The 20,799-nt window shown below is 69.6% G+C and carries 14 protein-coding genes; 5 read left to right on the plus strand and 9 right to left on the minus strand.

Annotated elements, in window-relative coordinates:
- Nucleotides 1–454: 454 nt before the first annotated feature.
- From recD to recC, 3 genes are all read right to left on the minus strand, one after another.
- Nucleotides 455–2,359, minus strand: coding sequence for an exodeoxyribonuclease V subunit alpha (gene recD, locus OHB12_RS10420; RefSeq protein WP_327118483.1), 1,905 nt, complete (start codon nucleotides 2,357–2,359; stop codon nucleotides 455–457).
- A complete protein-coding gene (locus OHB12_RS10425; protein WP_442800005.1) occupies nucleotides 2,356–5,760 on the minus strand; it encodes a UvrD-helicase domain-containing protein in 3,405 nt (1,134 codons plus the stop codon). Before OHB12_RS10425 ends, recD begins: the two co-directional genes overlap by 4 nt.
- Before the next feature lie 238 nt (nucleotides 5,761–5,998).
- On the minus strand, nucleotides 5,999–9,385 hold the full coding sequence (recC, locus tag OHB12_RS10430; protein WP_327118485.1) for an exodeoxyribonuclease V subunit gamma: 3,387 nt from the start codon (nucleotides 9,383–9,385) through the stop codon (nucleotides 5,999–6,001).
- A gap of 269 nt (nucleotides 9,386–9,654) precedes the next feature.
- Between recC and OHB12_RS10435 the strand changes: the two genes are divergently transcribed.
- Together OHB12_RS10435 and OHB12_RS10440 are read left to right on the plus strand one after the other, a co-directional pair.
- Nucleotides 9,655–9,861: a hypothetical protein gene (locus tag OHB12_RS10435; protein WP_327118487.1), complete on the plus strand. Its 207-nt coding sequence runs from the start codon at nucleotides 9,655–9,657 to the stop codon at nucleotides 9,859–9,861.
- A 152-nt stretch (nucleotides 9,862–10,013) separates the two neighbouring features.
- A complete protein-coding gene (locus OHB12_RS10440; protein ID WP_327118489.1) occupies nucleotides 10,014–10,859 on the plus strand; it encodes a tat pathway signal sequence in 846 nt (281 codons plus the stop codon).
- A 32-nt stretch (nucleotides 10,860–10,891) separates the two neighbouring features.
- Here OHB12_RS10440 and OHB12_RS10445 read toward each other — a convergent pair whose 3' ends face one another.
- Nucleotides 10,892–12,388: a cytochrome P450 gene (locus tag OHB12_RS10445; RefSeq protein ID WP_327118491.1), complete on the minus strand. Its 1,497-nt coding sequence runs from the start codon at nucleotides 12,386–12,388 to the stop codon at nucleotides 10,892–10,894.
- Nucleotides 12,389–12,614: 226 nt separating this feature from the next.
- Between OHB12_RS10445 and OHB12_RS10450 the strand changes: the two genes are divergently transcribed.
- Entirely contained in the window at nucleotides 12,615–14,039 is a 1,425-nt protein-coding gene (locus tag OHB12_RS10450) for an NAD(P)/FAD-dependent oxidoreductase (protein ID WP_327118493.1), read from the plus strand.
- Between the two features lie 400 nt (nucleotides 14,040–14,439).
- Nucleotides 14,440–15,498: a hypothetical protein gene (locus OHB12_RS10455; RefSeq protein WP_327118495.1), complete on the plus strand. Its 1,059-nt coding sequence runs from the start codon at nucleotides 14,440–14,442 to the stop codon at nucleotides 15,496–15,498.
- 305 nt (nucleotides 15,499–15,803) lie between these two features.
- On the opposite strand, the gene OHB12_RS10460 is transcribed toward OHB12_RS10455, so the two are convergent.
- The 5 genes from OHB12_RS10460 to OHB12_RS10480 form a co-directional block, all read right to left on the minus strand.
- On the minus strand, nucleotides 15,804–16,460 hold the full coding sequence (locus OHB12_RS10460) for an urease accessory protein UreD (RefSeq protein ID WP_327118497.1): 657 nt from the start codon (nucleotides 16,458–16,460) through the stop codon (nucleotides 15,804–15,806).
- Nucleotides 16,450–17,169, minus strand: coding sequence for an urease accessory protein UreG (ureG, locus tag OHB12_RS10465; protein ID WP_327118499.1), 720 nt, complete (start codon nucleotides 17,167–17,169; stop codon nucleotides 16,450–16,452). Before ureG ends, OHB12_RS10460 begins: the two co-directional genes overlap by 11 nt.
- A gap of 25 nt (nucleotides 17,170–17,194) precedes the next feature.
- Complete coding sequence (locus tag OHB12_RS10470; protein WP_327118501.1) at nucleotides 17,195–17,845, minus strand: urease accessory protein UreF; 651 nt, start codon at nucleotides 17,843–17,845, stop codon at nucleotides 17,195–17,197.
- A gap of 245 nt (nucleotides 17,846–18,090) precedes the next feature.
- Entirely contained in the window at nucleotides 18,091–18,279 is a 189-nt protein-coding gene (locus OHB12_RS10475) for a hypothetical protein (protein WP_327118503.1), read from the minus strand.
- Nucleotides 18,280–18,527: 248 nt separating this feature from the next.
- Nucleotides 18,528–20,000: an MFS transporter gene (locus tag OHB12_RS10480; protein WP_327118505.1), complete on the minus strand. Its 1,473-nt coding sequence runs from the start codon at nucleotides 19,998–20,000 to the stop codon at nucleotides 18,528–18,530.
- 92 nt (nucleotides 20,001–20,092) lie between these two features.
- On the opposite strand from OHB12_RS10480, the gene OHB12_RS10485 reads away from it, so the two are divergent.
- On the plus strand, nucleotides 20,093–20,779 hold the full coding sequence (locus tag OHB12_RS10485; RefSeq protein ID WP_327118507.1) for a TetR/AcrR family transcriptional regulator: 687 nt from the start codon (nucleotides 20,093–20,095) through the stop codon (nucleotides 20,777–20,779).
- The last annotated feature ends 20 nt before the right edge of the window (nucleotides 20,780–20,799 follow it).

The following is a 20,799-nucleotide window of genomic DNA, read 5'->3' on the forward strand; positions in this document are numbered from 1 at the left end:
AGGTGCTCGCTGATCTCGTTCTCGCGTCGCCGCCGCCGCAGGCCCTCGCCCTTGCGTACGATTGCTGCGCCTGGGACGAGGCGGCGTCCGCTCGGCAACGGGGAAGTGGCCCGCCCGGACGACGTAGCGCATACCAATCGAGCCCCGGACCGGTCTGCGTCAGTTCGGGGCTCGTTCGGGGGTATTCGCGCCTACCGACCGATCGCTCAATGGTTGACGAGACGAATGTACCTCGCAGCATGGAGCATTGCCGAATCGGTGCAGCCGTCTGCCCTCGCCTCGGCGCGGCAGTAAACCAGCGAGCAGGCATTCGTCCTTCCGCACCCCGGACCTCTGGTTGCGCCCCTGTCGGCTGCTCGCGCGTTGAACCACCCGGAAAATGACAGCTATTTCCTCGAACGGAGGCACACTCAGATCAGGTAGACGCCGACGGCGTCGCGAATGTGAGATTCCGTCATCGAGCGCCCGGTTCCCCTTCCCTGCGCGACAGTCCACTGGCTCGCAGCACCCGACGCGCGATGCCGGCACGGACCGATTCGTCGGTCCCGATAATCCGCACGTGGCGGCGGGCACGGGTGATCGCGGTGTAGAGCAGTTCCCTGGTGAGCAGGGTCGATTCGGGCTCGGGCAGCACAACCGAGACGGTGTCGTACTGGCTGCCCTGGCTGCGGTGGATGGTCATCGCGAACACCGTCACCACCGCGGGGAACTGCGTGGGGTGAACCAGGTACGGCTCGCTGCCGCGTTGCAGTGCCGCACGCAGCGAGCCGTCGGGCATACGCACGACGACGCCGGTGTCGCCGTTGTAGATGCGGGCCTCGTGATCGTTCGCGGTGACCAGCAACGGTTGGCCGGGATACCACGGCGCCTGGTGCGAGTCGGGCCCCGCTCCCGCGGCAGCGGCCCACTCGGCGGCCATGCCGTCCCAGCGTTCGACGCCGAAGGGGCCCTGACGGTGCGCACACAGCAGCCGGTGCGATTCGAGGGCGGTGAGCGCGCAGGCCGCGTCCCCGTCGAGCGCCGCGGCCGTGACCGCGTGAGCGGCCAGCGCGACGTCGGCGCGCACCGCGGCCATGTCGTCGGGCGCGCTCAGCGACAGTTCGGAACCGCTCGCACGCAACAATTCGAGCGCGGTGTCGGCGTCGCCGGCCCGAACAGCGACGGCGAGGTCCGCGATCCGGCCGCCGAACCTGCGTCCGCGAGTCAACCGGATGATGCCGCCACGCAGACGAGTCCGCTCCAGCGTGGTCAGTGCCTCCGGATGAGCTTCGGGCGCAGGTGATTCCGGGCCCAGGATCTCCTCGAGCACCGGGTTCGGGGCGCCCGCGACAGGTCCGGCGACCAGGTCGGCGAGCACCGCGCCCGCGTCGACCGACGCGAGCTGGTCCGGGTCGCCGACCAGGACCAGGCGGGTGTCCGGGCGCAGCGCGGCCAGCAGCCTGCTCATCATGGTCAGCGAGACCATCGACGTCTCGTCCACGACGATCACGTCGTAGGGCAGCCGGTTGAACTCGTGGTGCTTGAACCGGGTGGTTCGACCGCGCTGCCAGCCGAGCAGCCGGTGCAGGGTGGCGGCGGTGAGCTCGGGCAGCCCGAGCGACTCGGCCTGCTCGCGCACGGCTTCCTGCAGGCGAGCTGCCGCCTTGCCGGTCGGGGCGGCCAGCGCGATGCGCAGGGCGGGCAGCTTCGGGGTGGACTTGCGATGTGCGTCCAGCAACGCGATGATCCGCGCGATGGTGTGGGTCTTGCCGGTGCCGGGTCCGCCCGCGACCACGGTGGTCCAATGCGTCGCGGCGAGCGCGGCCGCGAGACGCTGGCGGTCGGGCGTCGCACTGGTCTGCGTCTCGAACAACCGGTCCAGTTCGCGGCACACGATCTCCGGATCGACCACCGGGTGATTGCCGGACCGTTCGGTGAGTACCCGACGGATGGTTTGCTCCTGCCGGTAATACCGGTCCAGGTAGAGCAGTGGCCCGGAATCGTCCGAGCTCTGCGATTCGACCAGTCGCAATGGCCGCAGCGGCCCAGCCGGTCCGCCGCGCACCAGTGGGCTGACCCGCAGCGCGGCCACCACCGCGGCGATGTCCGGCCACGGCAGCGTCGCCGGATCGATTCCCGCGTCCCAGGTTTCGTCGGCGTCGACGCCGATCTCCCGCATCCGGTGCAGCTCCAGGCACACCGACCCGGACCGCACCGCGCGCACGGCCAGCGCCGCGACCAACAGCACCTGCTCGGACGGCTCCCGGCCCAGCCTGCCCAGCCTGAGCGCCACGTGCACGTCGGCGGCAGACAACACGCCCGCCTCGTTGAACGTGCGCAACAGCCCGGTTCCCCGCTGCGCCAGCTGGATCGAGGTCATCGCCCGTCCTCCCCGGCCAGCAGTGCCGACAGCGCGACGATCAGGTCGACCGGCGGGTTCCAGTCGAAGACACCGCAGCCCGCGGGCGTTCGCGGTCCGATCATGCCGCGCACGAACAGGTATCGCGCGCCGCCGAGGTGGCGGGCCGGGTCGTAGCCTGGCAGTCGCCAGCGCAGATATCGATGCAGCGCGACGGAATACAGCAGCGCCTGCAACGGATAGTGGGAACGCAGCATCTCGCCGGCCATGCGATCGCGGGTGTAGTGCGCGACGGTGAGGTCGCCGGTGCCGAGCCGATTGGTCTTGTAGTCGACGATGACGAAGCGCGGGTCCGCTCCGTCGCTGACGCGCAGGACAGCGTCGATGCTGCCGGTCAGGTACCCGCGCAGCGGAATGTCCTCCAGTGCCGCAAGATGGTCCGCGTACTCGAACAGGTCGTCGTCCTGCGGCAGGTGGGCGCGCAGCAGGCCGGCGATCCGCCGCAGCGTCGCCGCCGCTGCGCCGGGCCGGTCGCCGCCGGCGAGCGGCAGTTCGAATTCCAGCTCGTTGAGCCGGTCGCGGCAGGCGATGTCAGCAAGGCAGCCGCGATCGAACGGAGTGCGCAGCACGGCGAGCAGCGCGGTGGCGAGCAGCTCCGGGTCCGCCTCGGCCATCAGTTCGGTCACGGCCTCGCGGCATCGGTCGCGCACCTCGGCGTCGAGATCCGCGGTGTCGGTGTCGATCCGCTCCAGCACGCCGTGCACGAGGGTGCCGAACTCCGCGCCATAGGGCAGCGCGTTCATCAGCGAGGCGACGCCCGCCTGCTCCGGCTTCGATTCGGCGACCAGCGGGGTGCTGGTGGGCTCGTCGGCGACGCCCATGGCGTCCTCGGGCTCGCTGTCGACCTCCGGCGCGGCCGGTCCGTGCGCGGAGGCGGTCAGTGCCGAATACGAGGTGCGCCGCCACTGCTGGTCCAAGGCTCGGTCGAACCGCGCGGCCACCAGCTCGCCGGTCGCGGGTTCGGTGCGCACTCGCCGGATCGCGATATCGTCGGCACCGGCCACCGCCGTCACCGCGATCGCCTCCGGTGCGCCCGCCGCCCATGCCGAAAGAGCTGACACCGCAACGGTATCCGCCGGAACCGCGGCGCGGGCAGGCACCGCGGCACCACCCTCCGGCCGCCCGAACACCATCCGGTGCAGCGGAGAGGCCGCCGTGCTGATCGCGGGTGCCCACCAAGCGACGATCTGGCACATGGCCCTGGTCAGCGCGACATACAGCAGCCGAAGCTCCTCCCCCGCCTCCTCGGTTTCGCAGCGCCCCTTGCGTTCGGCGTATCCCGGGGCGTCCGGACCACCCACGTCGAGTACGCGCGCACCATCGTCGGCGTGGAAAAGCAGCGTTGCCGGATACGGATTCTTCGCGCTATCCCACGCGAAAGGCACATAGACGATGGGGAATTCGAGCCCCTTACTGGCGTGCACTGTCGCGATCTGCACGGCGGCGGCGTCGCGATCGAGCCTGCGAGCGCGATCGGCCATGGCGCCGGAGGTGGGATCACGCACCCGGTCGGCCAGCCACCTGGCGAGCGCGGTCAGCCCGAGTCCCTCGGTGAGCGCGACCTGATCGAGCAGCTGCGCGAGGTGGCGCAGGTCGGTGAGCTGACGTTCGCCGTTCTCGATAGCGAGCAGCCGCTGCGCGAGACGCGCTTCGGCGGAGATCTTCTCGAAGACGGCAGCGAAACCCGCACGGGCGAACAACCGCGCCGCGTCGCGCAGTTGCGCGCTGATCCGACCGACCAGGTCGGCGCCGCCGCTGTCGATCTCGGCCGCCGTGACGCCGAGCAGCGACGTGCACGCGGCAAGTCGCACCCGGTCGCCGCGGTGCGGCTGTTCCAGCGCCCGCAGCAGCCACAGCCAGTCCGTCGCGCTGCTCGTCGCGAAGACGCTGGTGCCGCCGGCGAGCACGGAGGCGACACCGACGCGGTCCAGCGCGGCGCGCACCACGTCGATCTGCGACCGGGTCCGCACCAGGACCGCGATATCGCCGGGCCCTACCGACGTGCGCACCGCACCGCCGGGCGTCGGGAGCCCGCCGACATCGGCGGCGACAACAGGTTCGACCTTCGCGTCGAGCAGGACGCCGGATTCGAGCAGGCGGACGACATCGGCGGCCAGATCAGCGGCGACCTCGGCGCGCATCCGGCCGACTGTCGGGAAGCCGGACTTGTTCAGCGGACCCGCGCCGGTCCGCGGCAGGCACCGCATCCGCATCGGGGTGGTCAGCTCACCGGGGCCGGACAGACGCGACCACGGCCTGGTCGCGGCGACCGGATGCACGCTGATCTCCGGGTGCCCCAACGCCGCACCGCCTTGCAGGTGGTCCAGCGCGGCGAGCAGCCCCGCGTCACTGCGCCAGTTGGTGGTGAGTTCCGTGCGCGTGTCGGCGTGTGCGACCGCGTCCAGGTAGCTGAGCACCTCGGCGCCGCGGAAGGCGTAGATCGCCTGCTTCGGGTCGCCGACCAGCACCAAGGTGGCGTGCCCGTGGAATGACCTGCGCAGGATGTCCCACTGCAGCGGGTCGGTGTCTTGGAACTCGTCGACGAGGGCGACGCGGTACCGCGCGCGAATGCGGCGGCAAGCGCGCGGGCCGTGCTCGGGATCGGCGAGCACATCGTGCAACAAGACCAGCAGGTCGTCGAAGTCGCGCAGCCCGGCAAGCCGTTTGCGGCGCTCGGTCTCCGCGCGCGCCGCGCGCGCGAACGCCACCCGCTCACCTGCCGCGGACTCGTCGTCCGGAACGAGCACCGCGTGCCGGTCCCGCACCGCGGCCAGGGCCAGGGTGCGCGCCTCCTTCAGAGAGAACCGCGGTTCGGCGCGGGCGTAGCGGTCGAGGTACAAATCGTCGGCGACAGTGCCCACGAGATCGTCCACGGTCTCCACCAGCCGGGTGCCGGGATCGTGTTCTCCCGCGAGACCGAGTTCGTCGAGCATGCGCTGGCAGAAGCTGTGGGTGGTGGCGATGGTGCCCGCGTCGAAATCCGACAGCGCTGTCAGCAATCGGCGCCGCCGCAGCCGCACCTCATCGTCGTCGGCCCGCGCCAGATATCGGACCAGGTCGTCGGCGTGCGCCCGCGCCGAGTCCGGATCCACCAGCCCCGCCGCGACGGCGACGAACCGGTCGCGCGTGCGTTCCCGCAGCTCCTGTGTCGCCGCCCGGCTGAACGTCACGAGCAGCAGCTGCGACACCTCGATGCCGGCTTCGGCGACGTACCGTACGGCGAGACCGACGATCGCGTGCGTCTTGCCGGTGCCGGCGCTGGCCTCCAGCACGGTCGTCCCCGTCGGCAGCGGACCATACAGCTGGAACGGGTCGGTGGCATCGAATCCGGGCGCGGCGAACGAGGTCTCCTGCACAGTCACGCGTGCCTCCCTCCTGCGCCCGATATCGCACGCTCCGCGGGCGCCACGAAGGTTTTCGGCCGGCCGGCGCCGCGGGCCGTGGGGACGATCCCCCGCGTTCGGGCCGGACGCGGACGCCCGAGCTGCCATTCTGCCGGGTGGGCGACGACGACCTGGCGACCGCCACGCGACGTGGGTGGGCCGGGCTCCGCGCGCCGGGCCGTGCCGAACGGATGGTCACGGACCGCGCCGTGGCCGCTCACGGCTGACCCTGGCTTTCCGCGCCGAGCAGCGGAGCCCACATCCGTCGCGCCAGCGCGCCGAATCGGGTGGCCTCGCCGCGCTCGCCCGCGGGAGCGGGCGCGGACATCAGGTCGTCGAGGCGCGGCGCCGGACCCCACACGTAGCGCAGGTGGCGGTCGGTGTGATCGCCGAACGGGCCGGGACCGTTGGGGCCGCCGTCGAATTCGCGTTCGGCCGCGGCGACGGCGTCGTCGATGCTCGCGCCGCGGAAACGGCGTTCCGCGTAGACCGCGGTCGCGGTCGGCGCGATGGGCAGCGGCTCGGTCAGTCCCAGATCGCGCACGGCGACGAGCTCCCGCAGGATCTCCCTGGCCACGGGCGCATCGGGTGCGGTGAGCTCGCAACGCCACGCGGGGCGGCCGAATCGGCCGCGGCCGGTGCTCACCGCACGCCACGACCGATCCTCGGTGACGGTGAGGGCGAGAAGCGAAACCCACGCACCGATGCGATGTTTCGGGGCCAGCCGGGAGAAGGTGGTGCGAACCAGGGTGTCACCGCGAACCTCGGGCACAGTGCCGGTCAGCCTGCGGCCGTTGCCCAGATCCACCACCACGTCCACGGCCCGCGGAGTACCCGCGTAGTCGGCCTGCGAGGCGCGGACCAGCCGGTCCACGGTGTGCTCGACCTCGTCGAGCACGGCGGCGCCGAAACCGAAGGGCGGCAGCGTACCGCGCCGCCACTCGGCCGCGCGCAACCCCGCCGGGTCGGCGCCGGTCAGGCGGGCCGCCAGGAGACGCTCGCCGAGCTCCCACTTCGCCAAGCCGTCGAGTTCGATGGGCAGCCGGTCGGCGATGTCCTCCTCGTGCTCGGGGACCCGCAGGCCGAGCCGCTGCCAGAGGAACGCGCGCACCGGATGCTCGACGAACGAGATCAGATCGGCCAGTGCCACATCCGCGGCCTCCGGCGCGGGCAGCGGCGCCGCGAGGAACGGAGGGCGCGCTTGCGCGGGCCGGCCGGCCGCGTGCGCACCGGCCAACGCCACGGTGTCGAAGCTGAACGGCCGCTCGGCACGGAAATTGCGAAGGTCGAAGGGCTGCAACGGATGCCGGGTGACCACCACGTCCATCGCGGCGGCGCCGACATGGGCCCGCAGCGCGTCCAGCAGCTCGGCGACCGGGATCGCGGGCGGGCGGTGCGCACCGCTGACCGGGTCCGCGCCGGTGTGGAGCACCAGCAGCGTGTCACGCGCCGCGAGCACCGCGTCGAGCAGCAGTTGCCGGTCCTCGCTGCGCGGATCCCGTTCCCCGAGCAGCGGTTCCCTGGCGAGCACGTCGTCGCCGTCGACACCACCCGCGCGCGGGAACACGTCGTCGTCCAGTCCGAGCAGCACCACCACCCGGTGCGGCACCGACCGCATCGGCACCATCGTGCACACGGTCAGCTCGCCGGTGCGGAAGTTGGCCCGGGTCGGCCGCGCCGCCAGCCGCGAGCGCAGCAGCACCGCGACATCGGCCAGCCGCAACGGCACCTCGCCCGCGTGGTCGGTGGCGGCGGCGATCTCCTGCCTGGCCTCGATACGCATCCATGCCTGGGCGTCCGCCACGTCCGTCAGCAGGTCGAGCGCGCGGCCGAGCACCGCGGCCCACTCGTGCGCCGGGCGGGGACCACGCAGGTCGCGCAGGCACACGGCGAGCCGATCGATGAACTCGGCGAAGCGTCCGGCCAGGTCGACGTCGTTGCTGTCCACGTCGTCCAGCGGGAGCGCGAGATCCAGCCAGTCGTCGGAGGTTTCGCCCGCTGTGACGCCGAGCAGGATCCGGTCCACCGCGCTGTTGAGCGTGTTCTGAGCGAAGTCGGCCAGACCGAACGCCTGCCGCTGGCGCTGCCCGATCCCCCACCGCGCGCCCGATTCGGCCGCCCACTCGCGCAGCCGCTCGATGTCCTCGTCATCGAATCCGCAACGGCGCCGGACCGTTTCGGCTGCGGCGAGGTCGAGCACCTGGGTGACGGTCACCCGGCCGTCGGCCAGCTCGAGCAGGACGCCGATCACCGCGAGCAGCGGGTTGGTCACGCCGCGTCCCCGATCGGCGAGGCGCACCCGCAGGCGATGCGCCGGATGCTCCGAATCGCCCTGCGGCTCAGGCGATCCCGGCATGCGCTGACCGAACGCGGCCCGCACCAGTGGCGCGTACGCCTCCACCTCGGGACACATGACGAGCACATCCCGCGCCTCCAGAGTCTCGTCGGCCGCGAACAGCCCGAGCAGGCAGTCCCGCAACACCTCGACCTGCCGCGCGGGACCGTGACAAGCGTGCACCCGCACGGTGCCGTCGGCGCCGACCTCGCCGGTCCTCGGCGGCCAGCGATCGTTTCGGATCCCTGCCTGCAACGCGCGCAGCAGTGTCATGTTCTGCGAATCCCCTTCCAGCGCACCGACTTCCGCAGGGAAAAAAGTGGCTCCCTTCGAGGGATGGTAAGTGTCGCTGCCCGTTGCGGCGGGTTCGGCCAACCGCTGCTGGAGTTCCCGGACGTCGCGGGCCAGTCCTGCGAGCAGCGGATGCGCCACCGCTGTCGTGGTGCGATCGTCGGCGCGCCTCCGCACCGCGGGCGCCCGGTCCAGGAGCGACCACATGGCCGGGCTCGGATGGGACAGCCACAGGTGGATCTCGCGGCCAGCGGCCAGCGCCGACAGCACCGCGAGCTGGTCGCTGGGAAGCCGGGTCACGCCGAACAGCGACAGCCGTGGCGGCAGCGTCACCAGATCCGGTTCCGCGCGCAGCCGCGCGCAAGCGGCATCCAGCCGCTCGGCCGGACTAGGCGCCCCGACCTCGGCGCGCAGCCCGCGCCACAGCATCGGCTGCCAGCGCAGGTCATCGGGCACCTGACCGCCCGCACCATCGCCATCCAGGCCCGCCGCCCATGCGGTGAGCAGCTCTGGACGCTGCGACCCGTAGCTGTCGAACAGCGCGGCAAGGTGTGCCGCGGTGGCGTACCGCCTGCCGACGCGGTGCTCGCGAGCCGAGGCATCCTGCGCGCCGAGATGCCTGGCCAGCACCGCGCACCACGGTTCGGACAGCGAAGCATCGATCACCCGCAGCAGGCTCCACACCACCCGCTCCTGCACCCACGGATCATCCGCGGGGCGCACCCCGCTCGCAGCGGCAAGCACTTCCGCGACCAGCGCGGCCGGGGACGGGAAGGCGATATTCGCACAGATACCGTCCGCCGCGCGGCCCGCCCCGAGTACCGCCGACAGCGTCTGCGTCAGCCATCGCTCCACGCCTTTGGCGGGCACTGCCACCACCTCGGCCGCGAACGGGTCCGCCTGCCGTGTCGCCAACGCACCGGCGAGCGCCTCGGCAAGAACGTCGGCGCGCTCGGCACGGTGGATGTGCAGCGGCATCTGCGCCCTCTCGGTCGATGTGTCGGACTGGGCTGGAAGTTCGCGGCTCCCTGGTTGCTCGGGGATGGGCACGGCGCCTCGGGCTTCGTGCACGTTTATACGCCCAGCGACCTATGCGCAACTGCACCGCCCCCGGCCGGACAGAAGTGAAATAAACCACACGAGAACGGATTCCTTCGCCGTGTCACGCAGGATCCGCGCGCCTGATGTGCGACAGTGCTGGACCGGGGAGGAACGAGAGAGCTGCACCGAAAGGCTGGTTCGCGTTCATGGATGCGATGGTGATTCCCCTGGTTCCGAGAGGCGGGTTCACGGTCCGCCGGGTCGGTGACCGCTGGGAGCTCGTCAACTCGCGCCACTATGGTCGCACCGTCGTCCTACATTCCTGGCCCCGCGACCGGCACACCGAGGCGTTCGAGCACTGCTACCGCCTCAACGGACGCACCGTCGAAGAGCTGCGCGCCGCTTTCCGCTGACCACGTCTATGGCCGAATCTCGCTGCGGCGCAACTATGCAACCAGCGCTAGCACAACCCGCGGCCGAGCTCAAGACGTGCGTCCAGGGCCGGGATGTGCGATCGTGGTCCCTCGTGCGTTACCCGTCGCCCGCCACCGGGGCCATTCCCCGCGTGGCCGCCTCAGCCTATGTCCTCGCCGCCGCCGCGATCCTTGTTCCGAGCGTGCCCGCCATGCTCCCGACCGCGGACGCGGCGCCGCTCGCGCATACGCAGGCGTGCCTGCCTGGTTTCGACTGCGATATGAGCAGCCGCATCGCCAGTGTCGACGCCTACCTGAACAGCCGTCCCGGCATCACCGGCTACGTCGTGCGCGACCGGGTCTCCGGCGGGGTCTATGCCAACGGCAATGCGGAGAATGTGGTCTGGACCGCGTCCACGATCAAACTCGCGATCGCCGCGGATCTGCTGAACCGCGCACGCGTCGGAGCGATCACCCTGTCGCCGGACGATCGCGGGCTGATGGAATCGATGCTGGCCACCTCCAACGACGGCGCCGCGGACCGGCTGTGGGTCAAGTACGCGGGCATCGACCGTATGGCGTTCAACAACGCGTTCCGCGCCAACGGGATGTCCACACTGGAGCCGCAGCCGACCGACACCGCGCTGTTCCCGGACTGGTCGTTCCAGAAGTGCACCGCCGCCGACCTGGATCGGCTGATGGACCACATCCTCAACCAGATGCACCCCGACGACCGGAACTACCTGGTCGACCGGATGCGTGCGGTGGACTCCAATCAGCACTGGGGCGTGTGGGGCGCCGGCGAGAAGATGCGTCCCGGCCTGAAGAACGGCTGGTCCGCCGAACAGGGTGGCTGGGTCGTGAACTCGGTCGGCTTCGCAGGGCCGGGCGAGCGCTATACCCTGGCCATCATGAGTTCGCTGGGTGACGGGGGCGGCTACGCAGAGGGTGCCGACACCGACACCAAGGTCGCCCAGCTGCTCTTCTCCGAACGCTGACGCGCGGTGCCCGGCGGGGGCGCGCTCCCCCGTCAGGCGGCCGAGCACCTCCGCAGCGTCATCGGCGCACCGTCCCTCGGGAACGGGATCGTGGTGAATCCCCATGGCATTCGATATTTCTCCGGGATGTACCACTCATACTCTCGCACCAGTGCGGCGGTCACCGTCTTCACCTCGAATGTGCCGAAGTGCATGCCGATGCACTTGTGCGCGCCCGCGCCGAACGGTAGCCAGGCCAGACGGTGTGACGTGTCCTCACGCCGCTGCTCGCCGAACCGTTCTGGGTCGAACACCTCCGGCTGCGTCCACAGCTCAGGTAGCAGGTGATTGACCTGGTAGGCCACATCGACCGGGGCACCCGCCGGAATGTAGTGGCCCGCGATCTCGGTGTCGCGCACGGCGCGGCGCGAGAACCCGGGAACCGGCGGCATCAGCCGCAGGCTCTCCTTGACCACCAGATCCAGATCGCGCAGCCCCTCCAGGTCCGCGATGGTAGGCGGCGCGTTGCCGACCCGGTCGTCCAGGGCGCGCACCTCGGCGCGCACCCGTTCCTGCCATTCCGGATGTTTGCCCAGGTAGTAGGCGACCGCGGTGGCAGTCGTCGTCGTGGTGTCATGCGCGGCCATGATCAGGAAGATCATGTGGTTCACCACGTCGGCGTCACCGAAGACACCGCCGTCCTCGCTACGCGCGTGACACAGCCCGGAGAAGAAGTCCGGCGATACGGTGCGGCGCTTCTCCGGCAGCATCGCGGTGAAGTACTCCTCGAGTATCTTTCGACCGCGCAGCCCGGCCCGCCAGTTGCCGCCCGGCACCGAGTGCCGGATGATGGCAAGCCCGGCGTGGGTGCAGTCGACGAAAGCACCGATGAGCTGTTTACGCCGTGCACCGACGTCGACGCCCATGAAGCTCTCTCCCGCAATATCGAGGGCCAGCTCCTTGATCATGGGATACAGACCCACGGTGCGTTCGGCGTTGCGCCCCGGTGGAACCCACTGTCCGATGCTCGCGCGCACCACCGGGGTCAGCGCCGCGAGATGCGCCTCCAGCCGATCTCTGGTGAAGGCCTGCTGCATGATCCTGCGGTGGAATTTGTGTTCGTCGAATTCCAGCAACAGCAATCCGCGGCGGAAGAACGGGCCGATGAAGTAGTCCCAGCCCTGCCCGAAATCGCGGCGCCTGCGGCCGAGCACCTCGTCGATCGCGTCCGGACCGGCGACCAGCACCCGGTCGACACCGAGCGAGGTGTTCAACGAGACCGGACCGTATCGGCGATAGCGCTCCATCATCTCGGCCGGACCCCAGCGCATGTAGTGCAACGCCCGGCCGAGATACGGCAACCCGGCGTCGCCCTGCACCGGGGCGGTCGCGCTGCCCTGCGGCGGAGTGGCCAGCACCTGATGCCGCTCCGGGAGCAACCCTAGGGCGCGGTCGATCAGATGCCCATGCGGGACCTCGATCAGCGCTTGATTCTCGGATTCGGCCCGCACGCTGGGCTTTCGGCCGACCACACGGTCCCCGGCGACCATGGCAAACCTCCTGAGCGACAGTTCCCATCGTATTCTTCTTCGCGCATTCGCTCGGTCGGTTCGCGCAACGAGCCTCCCCGCAATCGCCAGGCGGCGGTGAGATGTCGCACTGCGACATGCCAGGACCGGGATCTCGTCGTGACGGTGGCGGGCGCGCCGACTACGGTTGGGCGTGTCAGGAACCGTCGCCGGGGACGAACCCCCCGGTCCATCGAGGAGCAGGACGATGAGCACTCAGACTGTCGAGAACCGTCACCGGGTGGTGGTGATCGGTTCGGGCTTCGGCGGCCTGTTCGGCACCAAGCACCTCGAGCGCGCCGACGTCGATGTCACCCTGATCTCCAAGACCTCCACCCACCTGTTCCAGCCGCTGCTCTACCAGGTCGCCACCGGCATCCTTTCGACCGGCGAGATCGCGCCCGCCACCCGGCTCGTCCTGCGCAAGCAGAAGAACGCGCAGGTGCTGCTCGGCGAGGTCACCCGCCTCGATCTGCAGAACAAGACCGTTACCTCGCGCCTGCTGGACCAGGACACCGTCACCCCGTTCGACAGCCTGATCGTGGCGACCGGCGCGCAACAGTCCTACTTCGGCAACGACCGGTTCGCCACCTACGCCCCCGGCATGAAGACCATCGACGACGCGCTCGAGCTACGCGGACGCATTCTCGGCGCGTTCGAACAGGCCGAGCTGGCCACCACCCAGGAGCAGCGCGACCGGCTGCTGACCTTCGTCATCGTCGGGGCCGGCCCCACGGGCGTCGAGCTGGCCGGGCAGATCGCCGAACTCGCCGACCGCACGCTGGAGGGCACTTTCCACAATATCGATCCGCGCGATGCGCGCGTCGTGCTGCTCGAGGGCGCGGGCGCCGTACTCGGACCGATGGGGCCCAAGCTCGGCGGCAAGGCCGAACGGCGGCTGGCGAAGATGGGCGTCGAGATCCAGCTCAACGCCATGGTGATCGATGTCGACGCGTTCGGCGTCACGGTCAAGGACTCCGACGGCACGGTGCGCCGCATCGAGTCGGCGTGCAAGGTGTGGTCGGCCGGCGTGCAGGCCAGCCCGCTGGGCAAGATGATCGCGGAACAGTCCAATGGCACCGAGGTCGACCGGGCGGGCCGGGTCGTGGTCGAGCCGGATCTGACCGTCAAGGGCCACCCGAACGTCTTTGTGGTCGGCGACCTGATGTCGGTGCCGAACGTGCCGGGCCAGGCGCAGGGCGCCATTCAGGGCGCGACCTACGCCGCCAAGCAGATCAAAGCGGGGCTGAACGGCAAGGCGGAGCGTAAGCCGTTCAAGTACTTCAACAAGGGCAGCATGGCCACCGTCTCGCGGTTCAGCGCCGTGTGCCAGGTGGGCAAGCTGGAGTTCGGCGGGTTCCTCGCGTGGCTGGCCTGGCTGGGGCTGCACCTGTACTACCTGGTCGGCTACCGCAGCCGGATCATCACCGTCATCCAGTGGTTCGTCACCTTCCTCGGGCGCACTCGCGGGCAGATGGCCTCCACCGAGCAGTGGGTATTCGCGCGGCTCGCCTTGGAAGCCATCAGCACCGGCGACGACGAGGATGCCGAAAAACTCGCCGCCACGCTCGGTGCCGCCAGCAACAGCCGGGTGGCGGTGGACAAAGCCATCAGGGATGCGAAGGCAGGCTGACGCCCGTTTGCACCAATTCGGCAGACCTTCATGGTCTGGTCGGCCCTAGGTCACGCGCAACTCTCACCGAGTGGGAGCATCGGCCGCCTTTTGGCGGCGGTCGGATCGTACCGGTCGACGCCGTTCTGCGACCGCCGATCCGGTGACACCGCCGCCCGGCGAGCAGCGCGCCGATGACACTCCCTTTCCGGCCTCCGCGCCACGGGTCGCATTCCGGCCCGTCGAGCGGGCCGATCCGGACGGCCAGCTCGCCGTCGACGCGGAGGCCTGCCCAAGCAGCCAACGATTAGCAACTCTTCAGCTATGCTCGCGCTGTATGTCACCGAGATGCAACCAATCCGTGTGGCCAGCAGATACGAATGTCGACGTCGAAAGTCTCTTTCCGTATGAAAGGTGATCGATGGGCACAGGCAAGCACAGAGCTCCCGAGCCGCAACGGCAGAAAATGGGCTTGATGGTCATGGCGGTAGCGGTTCCGCTGGCGCTGCTGGTGGGAACCGGCACCGCGATCGCCGAGCCCGCTCGGTCCACCCCGCCGGTGACCCAGCCCGACCAGACCGACCCACAGACCGACCAGACCGACCCACAGACCGACCAGACCGACCCACAGACCGACCAGACCGACCCACAAACCAACCAGACCGACCCACAAACCAACCAGACCGACCCACAAACCAACCAGACCGACCCACAAACCAACCAGACCGACCCACAAACCAACCAGACCGACCCACAAACCAACCAGACCGACCCACAAACCAACCAGACCGACCCACAAACCAACCAGACCGACCCACAAACCAACCAGCAGCCGAACCAGACCGACCCGCAGACCGACGAGTCGGCGCGGTGGCCCGGGGCCGACGAGCCCAATGTGCATCCGTACAAGGGGCTGCGGATCCCGGACGGCACGCTGAGTTCACTGCAGTGGGCGCGGCCGTTGCCGGACAGAAAGTACCTGGCGCCGCTCGGCCCCCTGCACGGGCCCGTTCCGGTCGCCCCGGTTCCGCCGATCGCGCCGCCGCCCGGCAAGTTCCGCTTCGGTGATGTGGTGGTCGACGCGCCGGACTCGCAGCTCTACCGCGAGCAAGCCATCCAGATCAACGATGGCGCAGCGATGGCCGAGGCCAATATGGCGACATTCCTGGACTCGATCGGAATGGAACGCAGCAGGTCTGACCGTATCGCAAGCGAGACCATCGGCGCTGCGGCGGTAGGTGCGGCGACGGGCGCGGCGATAGCGAGCCCCTTCGCGCTGACCTCGGCCACCGTCGGCGGCATCATCGGCACAGCCATCGGCCTGCCGTTCGCGCCGATCGGCCTCGCCGCAATTCCCCTGAGTATCGCTTACGGCGCGGCCATCATCGCCGTCCCCATTGCGGCTATCGGCGCGGCCGTCGGCGCGGCCGTCGGCGCGGTGCACTCTCTCAGCGCGCCCCCGCGGGCCGTCAGCGAATAATCGGACGGTCCGTTCGAGGGACGAATGGGAAGGGTGGGAACCAGACGACGCTGTCGGGTTCCCACCCTTTCTTTCCCGTCCTCGGCCGGATTACACCTGAACTGGACGAATTCGGCACGAAGCACCCGGCCGCTGACGACGACTCCCGAGGCCGACTCCGGAATGTCGAAGAGGGGCGCGTGCGCAGACCGGCGATCGGGTGGTTCTGCTGCTGGGTGTTCCGCCGGAATTCAGTGCATCAGGCGTGCTCATCGCCACGCCGTCGGAACACGGCGCCAACGGCGGCTCCACGCCGACCCTCCCCATCATCCGGAGGCGGTGAGCCGTGACCCGGTGCGAGTGAACAGGCTGCCACCGGCCGCGAGCGGCAGCCGAGTCTGCGCCAATCCTGTTGTCGCCACCGGACGCTCGTCGGGGTAGACGAGTTCGCTCTCCAGTGCGCGCGGCGCCGCCAGCGCATCGTCGGCCGGCGTACCAGCACCAAGTTCCAGACGATGGCGCAGCAGCGGCGTGGCGTCGACGTCGGCGATCAGCTCTCCCTGCCACCAACCATCGTCCTCACCAGTGCGGCCGATCTGGATTCGTTCGCGCATCCGCAACCGGGCATCGGAGGCCAGCCGGATCATGGTGATGATGTGGTGCCGCGCACCGCCCGCGACGATCATCGGCTCGGGATCGAAATCCAGCGTTCCCCCGCTGCCGATCTCGAGGTGCCAGCGACCGATCGACAGCGGAGTCGCCACGCCCGGCAGCGCGATGGTCGCCGCGACCGAACGCACCACCAGCTCGGCGCCCGGGCCGACCACAATGACGATATCGAGCTCGTCACCACCCAGCGGCGTGGCGGCGGTGCCGATCAGATGCACCGTGTGCGGGCCGGTACGGCGAGCCGACAGTCCGCCGCTCGCATGGATCTCCGGGAGAGTCGCTGCGGCCGCGACTATCCGTAATTCAGTGCGCAACTGAGGATTCGGCGCCTGCCGCGCGGTCCTGCTCGGCTGCCGTGCGCAACTGCTCGCGCACCCAGGAAAGCACCGGGGTGGCGGCCGGGTCTTCGGTGAGCGAGATCAGCTCGGTCGGGCGGCCATCGCGCACCCGCGCCGCGTCCCGCTCCATCACGTCGAGATCCGCGCCGACGAGCGGGGCCAGGTCGGTCTTGTTGACCACCAGCAGATCCGAGAATGTCACGCCGGGACCGCCTTTGCGCGGGACCTTGTCACCGCCCGCCACGTCGACGACGAAGATCTGCACGTCGATCAGGCCGGAGGAGAAGGTCGCGGTGAGGTTGTCGCCGCCGGATTCGACCAGGATCAGATCCAACGGGGGGTTGGCCGCGACCAGGTCGTCGATGGCGTCCAGGTTCGCGGTGATGTCGTCGCGAATGGCGGTGTGCGGGCAGCCGCCGGTCTGCACGGCGGTGATGCGTTCGTCCGGCAGCACCGCGTGGCGGCGAAGGAAGTCGGCGTCCTCGGTGGTGTAGATGTCATTGGTCAGCACCGCCAGCGACAGCTCGTCGCGCAGCTGCCTGCACAGCGCGGCCACCAGCGCGGTCTTGCCCGACCCGACCGGGCCACCGATGCCGATGCGCAGCGCCTCGCCGGGTGTGCGTGCCCGCTTGGGCCGATCGTGGATGTGGTCGTGCGGCTCACCGTCGATCAGGTGCGGGGGCATTGCGCGATCTCCTTCTCTCGGGGCTTCAGCTGGCGAACAACGGCATGCTGCGTTGCAGGTGGCGCTGGGCGAGCGCGTCCTGCAGCGGATCGGATACCGCGGCGAGACCGGTCACCGCCTCCGCGGCGGTGCGGTCGCACAGGTCGGCGAGACGAATCGTGCATGCGGCGACCGCGGCGGGATCCAAGGCAAGCAGTCGCTGAGCGGCGGTCGCCGCTCCGGTGAGCGTGGTGTAGACGACGACGCCCGCCGTTTCCCGCGGCGTCACCGCACAGGTCGCGCCGACCACGCCGAAGACGGTGGACAGGTGTGGTGTGGCGCCCAGCGCCGACCAATCCTGTCGGGACCACAGCTGTTTCGCGAGGCGCAGCAGGCCGCGGCCTTGCGCGCGGGACGCGGTCCGCGCGCCCGGCGCGGGTGTCCGCGCGTCGGCTTCGGTTTCGGCGCGCACCGGATCGAGTTCGCCCGCGCACACCGCCGCGGCCAGCGACGCGGCGACCAACCCGGAGGTCCGGATCCTGCGGCGCAGATACAGCTCGACCGACGCAACATCGCGGACCAGACCGGACGCTACGGCCTCCTCGACGCCGCCGGAGTGCACGTGCCCGCCGATCGGCAGCCTCGAGTCGGCGAGCGCGAGCAATGTCGCCAGACTTGTCGCTCCGGATTCCCGCACTCGTCGATCCTATGTCCCGACGTGTCGTGCGGATGTCGCGGGAGTTTCGTGGACGTTCCAGCGGGTCAGCGGCGGAAGGTGGGTCCGATCACTGCGGGCGCGCGTGTCAGGCCGCTTCGCGCCTGCAGCCGCACCAAGGTGCAGACATGCTCACCGCATGCCCACGGTATCGCGCACGAGCTGCGACATGTGCAGCCGATCCGCGGGTAGTGGCGGTCGGCGAATGCCGTTGTCGGCCAAAGGGCTCACCTGTTGAGAGCGCGCACGACGACTATCTCACGTTCGCGTGGCGGCAGGGTATCGAGCGCCGCAATCAGTGTCTGCCGTAGGACAGCCAGGTCGCCGAAGAGCAGCCCCGCCTTCTCGGCGAGCAGCGAAACCCGTTCGCCGCCCCGACCACGACCGAACCCGACACCGCGAGCAAGCCGCGCCACCGGTTACGCAGTGCCAGCGTGCGTCTTCGTCGACAACCAGCCAAGGAACAGGTTCCTCGGCTTCCACGACGTGCCCCACTTCGGCAATCGGATCGCCCGGATGTCCCGGTCCACCTCGTCGAACAACCTTGATCATTTCTCCCGATCGGACGAGAGAGGTGATCCGGTCAACCGCCGCACATCAGGCAGGCACCGACAGTGTTCGTGACCGCGGTGTTTTCGTGACCGCGGTGTTCCGGTGGGCCCGCTCACCGCTTCGCGGGCGAGGCGAACCATGCGATCAGCGCCATCGCCACGAGCACCGTCGCGCCGACCGCCACCGCGATATGCATTCCGCTGACAAATGATTCGCGCGCCGACTCGATCAAAGCCGCATTGCCGTCGGCATTCTGGATGGTCTCGCCGAGTGTGGCCGCGTAGTCGCCCCCGGACCGGAAGATCAGCGCCGCAAGCGAACCGAGCAGCGCGAGCCCCAGCGCGTTGCCCAGCTCGAAGCTGGTCTCGGAAATACCGACGGCCGACCCGGCCCGTTCTGGCGGCACCGACGACACCGCGACGTCCGACACCAGCGTGAAGGCGAGGCCGTAACCGATTCCGGCCACGGTGGACCCGGTCAGATACCACCAGAGACCGCCGTGCACGCCGACGCCGAGCAGCATCAGGTTGCCGACCGCCGAGGCGAGCAGCGCGAACACGAACGTGGTGCGCACGCCGAGCCGGTGGCCGACCCGCGCGCCGCTCATCGAACAGACGAACACCGCGATCGCCATCGGAATGCCGAGCAACGCCGCGGCCAGCGGCTCGCGTCCGGTCACCGATTGCAGGTAGATGCTGGTGAGGTAGCTCATGCCCGCCAGCGACATCATGCCGGCGAGGCTGGAACCGATGGCCACCGAGAACTGGGCCCTGCCGAACAGCCCCAGGTCCAGCAGCGGTTCGTCGAGATGGCGCTGCCTGCGGACGAACACGGCCAGGATCACCGCACCGATCAGCGCGATGACGGTCGCCTGCGCATCGATCCCCTCGGTCGCCGCGTGCTTGATGCCGTACACCATCGGCAGAATGCCGCCGATGGACAGCATGACGCTCGGCAGGTCCAGCGGACCGAGCACGCCTGCCCGATGTTCCGGCAACACGAACGGACCGAACGCGAGCAGGATCAGCAGCACCGGAATGTTGATGAGAAACACCGAACCCCACCAGAACTGGTGCAGCAGCACGCCACCGATGATCGGCCCGACGGCCGAGCCGCCCGCGAAGAACGCCGTCCAGACGCCGATCGCGGCGGCCCGCTCGCGGGCGTCGGAAAAAAGGCTGGAGATCAGCGCCAGGCTGGACGGCAGAAGGGTCGCGCCGCCGACGCCCATCAGTGCCCGCGCCGCGATGAGTACACCCGCGCTCGGCGCGAACGCCGCGATCACCGACGCTATCCCGAAGACGGTAGCGCCCGCCAGCAGGATGTTGCGCCGGCCGATTCGGTCACCGAGGTTGCCCATGGTGATCAGCAGGCCCGCGATCAGGAACCCATAGATATCGAGAATCCACAGTTGCTGGTCCGCCGACGGGTCCAGGTCGACGGTGAGGGTCGGCAGCGCGAGGAACAGCACCGAGATGTCCATCGACACCAGCAGCACCGGCAGCAGCAATACCGCAAGGCCCAGCCAGGCGCGCCGCGAGGCCACCGTGCCCGGTGCGGTCCGCACCGCCTCGAGGTCCGTCATTCCGAACTTCCTCTCCCGTGCCGCGTACGCCGTACGCATGAGTCCGGGTACAGTGTACGCAACCCGCCACGGAACCGAAAGCGAGTCGTGGGATGACCGAACCCAAGCTGAATCGCGCCGCCATCGTCGACACCGCGATCGCGCTCGCCGACACCGAGGGCCTGGACGCGTTGTCCATGCGGCGCATAGCCGAGCGGATGGGCGTGGGCGCCATGTCGCTCTACCGCCACGTGGCCAACAAGGACGAGCTGCTGGCGTCGATGACCGACGAGGTAGCCCGGCGTAACCCGTACCCTTCGCCGGAGGGTCGGCAGTGGACCTGGCGTGACCGGGTACGTATCGCCGCCGAGATCGATTGGGCGCTCTATCGGCAACATCCGTGGGTGCTGCTCACCTTCGCCACCCCACGCTACAGCTTCGGGCCGCAGAGTCTGGCCTGCCTGGCCTGGCTGGTCGAAGGGTTTCTGGAACTCGATGTCTCCACCCGCGAGGCGACGACCATGGCCTTCACCGTGTGGAACTACATCTCCGGCGCCACCCTGCCGGAGATCAGCGCCGCGCTGATGGCGCGCAAGGGCATGAATCCCGAGGGCGACAACGGGCTGCGGACGCTGCTGAAAGGGGCAGCACAGATGCCGGTCCCGCCCGCGCTGGTAGATCTCGAGGGCAGCGGCGCCAGCGATCTGACCCAGGAGGAACTGCTCTACGTCGGGCTCGACGCACTCTGCGACGGGTTCGCCGCACGAGCGGCGCGCCGAAAGCCCTTGACCCCAACCTGACTTGATGTTGAAGGGTGGTC

Origin of the sequence: Nocardia sp. NBC_01730 (genome assembly GCF_035920445.1) — a bacterium.
GTDB lineage: Bacteria > Actinomycetota > Actinomycetes > Mycobacteriales > Mycobacteriaceae > Nocardia.

Excerpts from the sequence above, each read along its gene's own strand:
- recD (WP_327118483.1), bottom strand. The coding sequence starts at position 2,359 with ATGACCTCGATCCAGCTGGCGCAGCGGGGAACCGGGCTGTTGCGCACG.
- recC (WP_327118485.1), bottom strand. The coding sequence starts at position 9,385 with ATGCCGCTGCACATCCACCGTGCCGAGCGCGCCGACGTTCTTGCCGAG.
- OHB12_RS10435 (WP_327118487.1), top strand. The coding sequence starts at position 9,655 with ATGGATGCGATGGTGATTCCCCTGGTTCCGAGAGGCGGGTTCACGGTC.
- OHB12_RS10445 (WP_327118491.1), bottom strand. The coding sequence starts at position 12,388 with ATGGTCGCCGGGGACCGTGTGGTCGGCCGAAAGCCCAGCGTGCGGGCC.
- OHB12_RS10450 (WP_327118493.1), top strand. The coding sequence starts at position 12,615 with ATGAGCACTCAGACTGTCGAGAACCGTCACCGGGTGGTGGTGATCGGT.
- OHB12_RS10455 (WP_327118495.1), top strand. The coding sequence starts at position 14,440 with ATGGGCACAGGCAAGCACAGAGCTCCCGAGCCGCAACGGCAGAAAATG.
- ureG (WP_327118499.1), bottom strand. The coding sequence starts at position 17,169 with ATGCCCCCGCACCTGATCGACGGTGAGCCGCACGACCACATCCACGAT.
- OHB12_RS10480 (WP_327118505.1), bottom strand. The coding sequence starts at position 20,000 with ATGACGGACCTCGAGGCGGTGCGGACCGCACCGGGCACGGTGGCCTCG.
- OHB12_RS10485 (WP_327118507.1), top strand. The coding sequence starts at position 20,093 with ATGACCGAACCCAAGCTGAATCGCGCCGCCATCGTCGACACCGCGATC.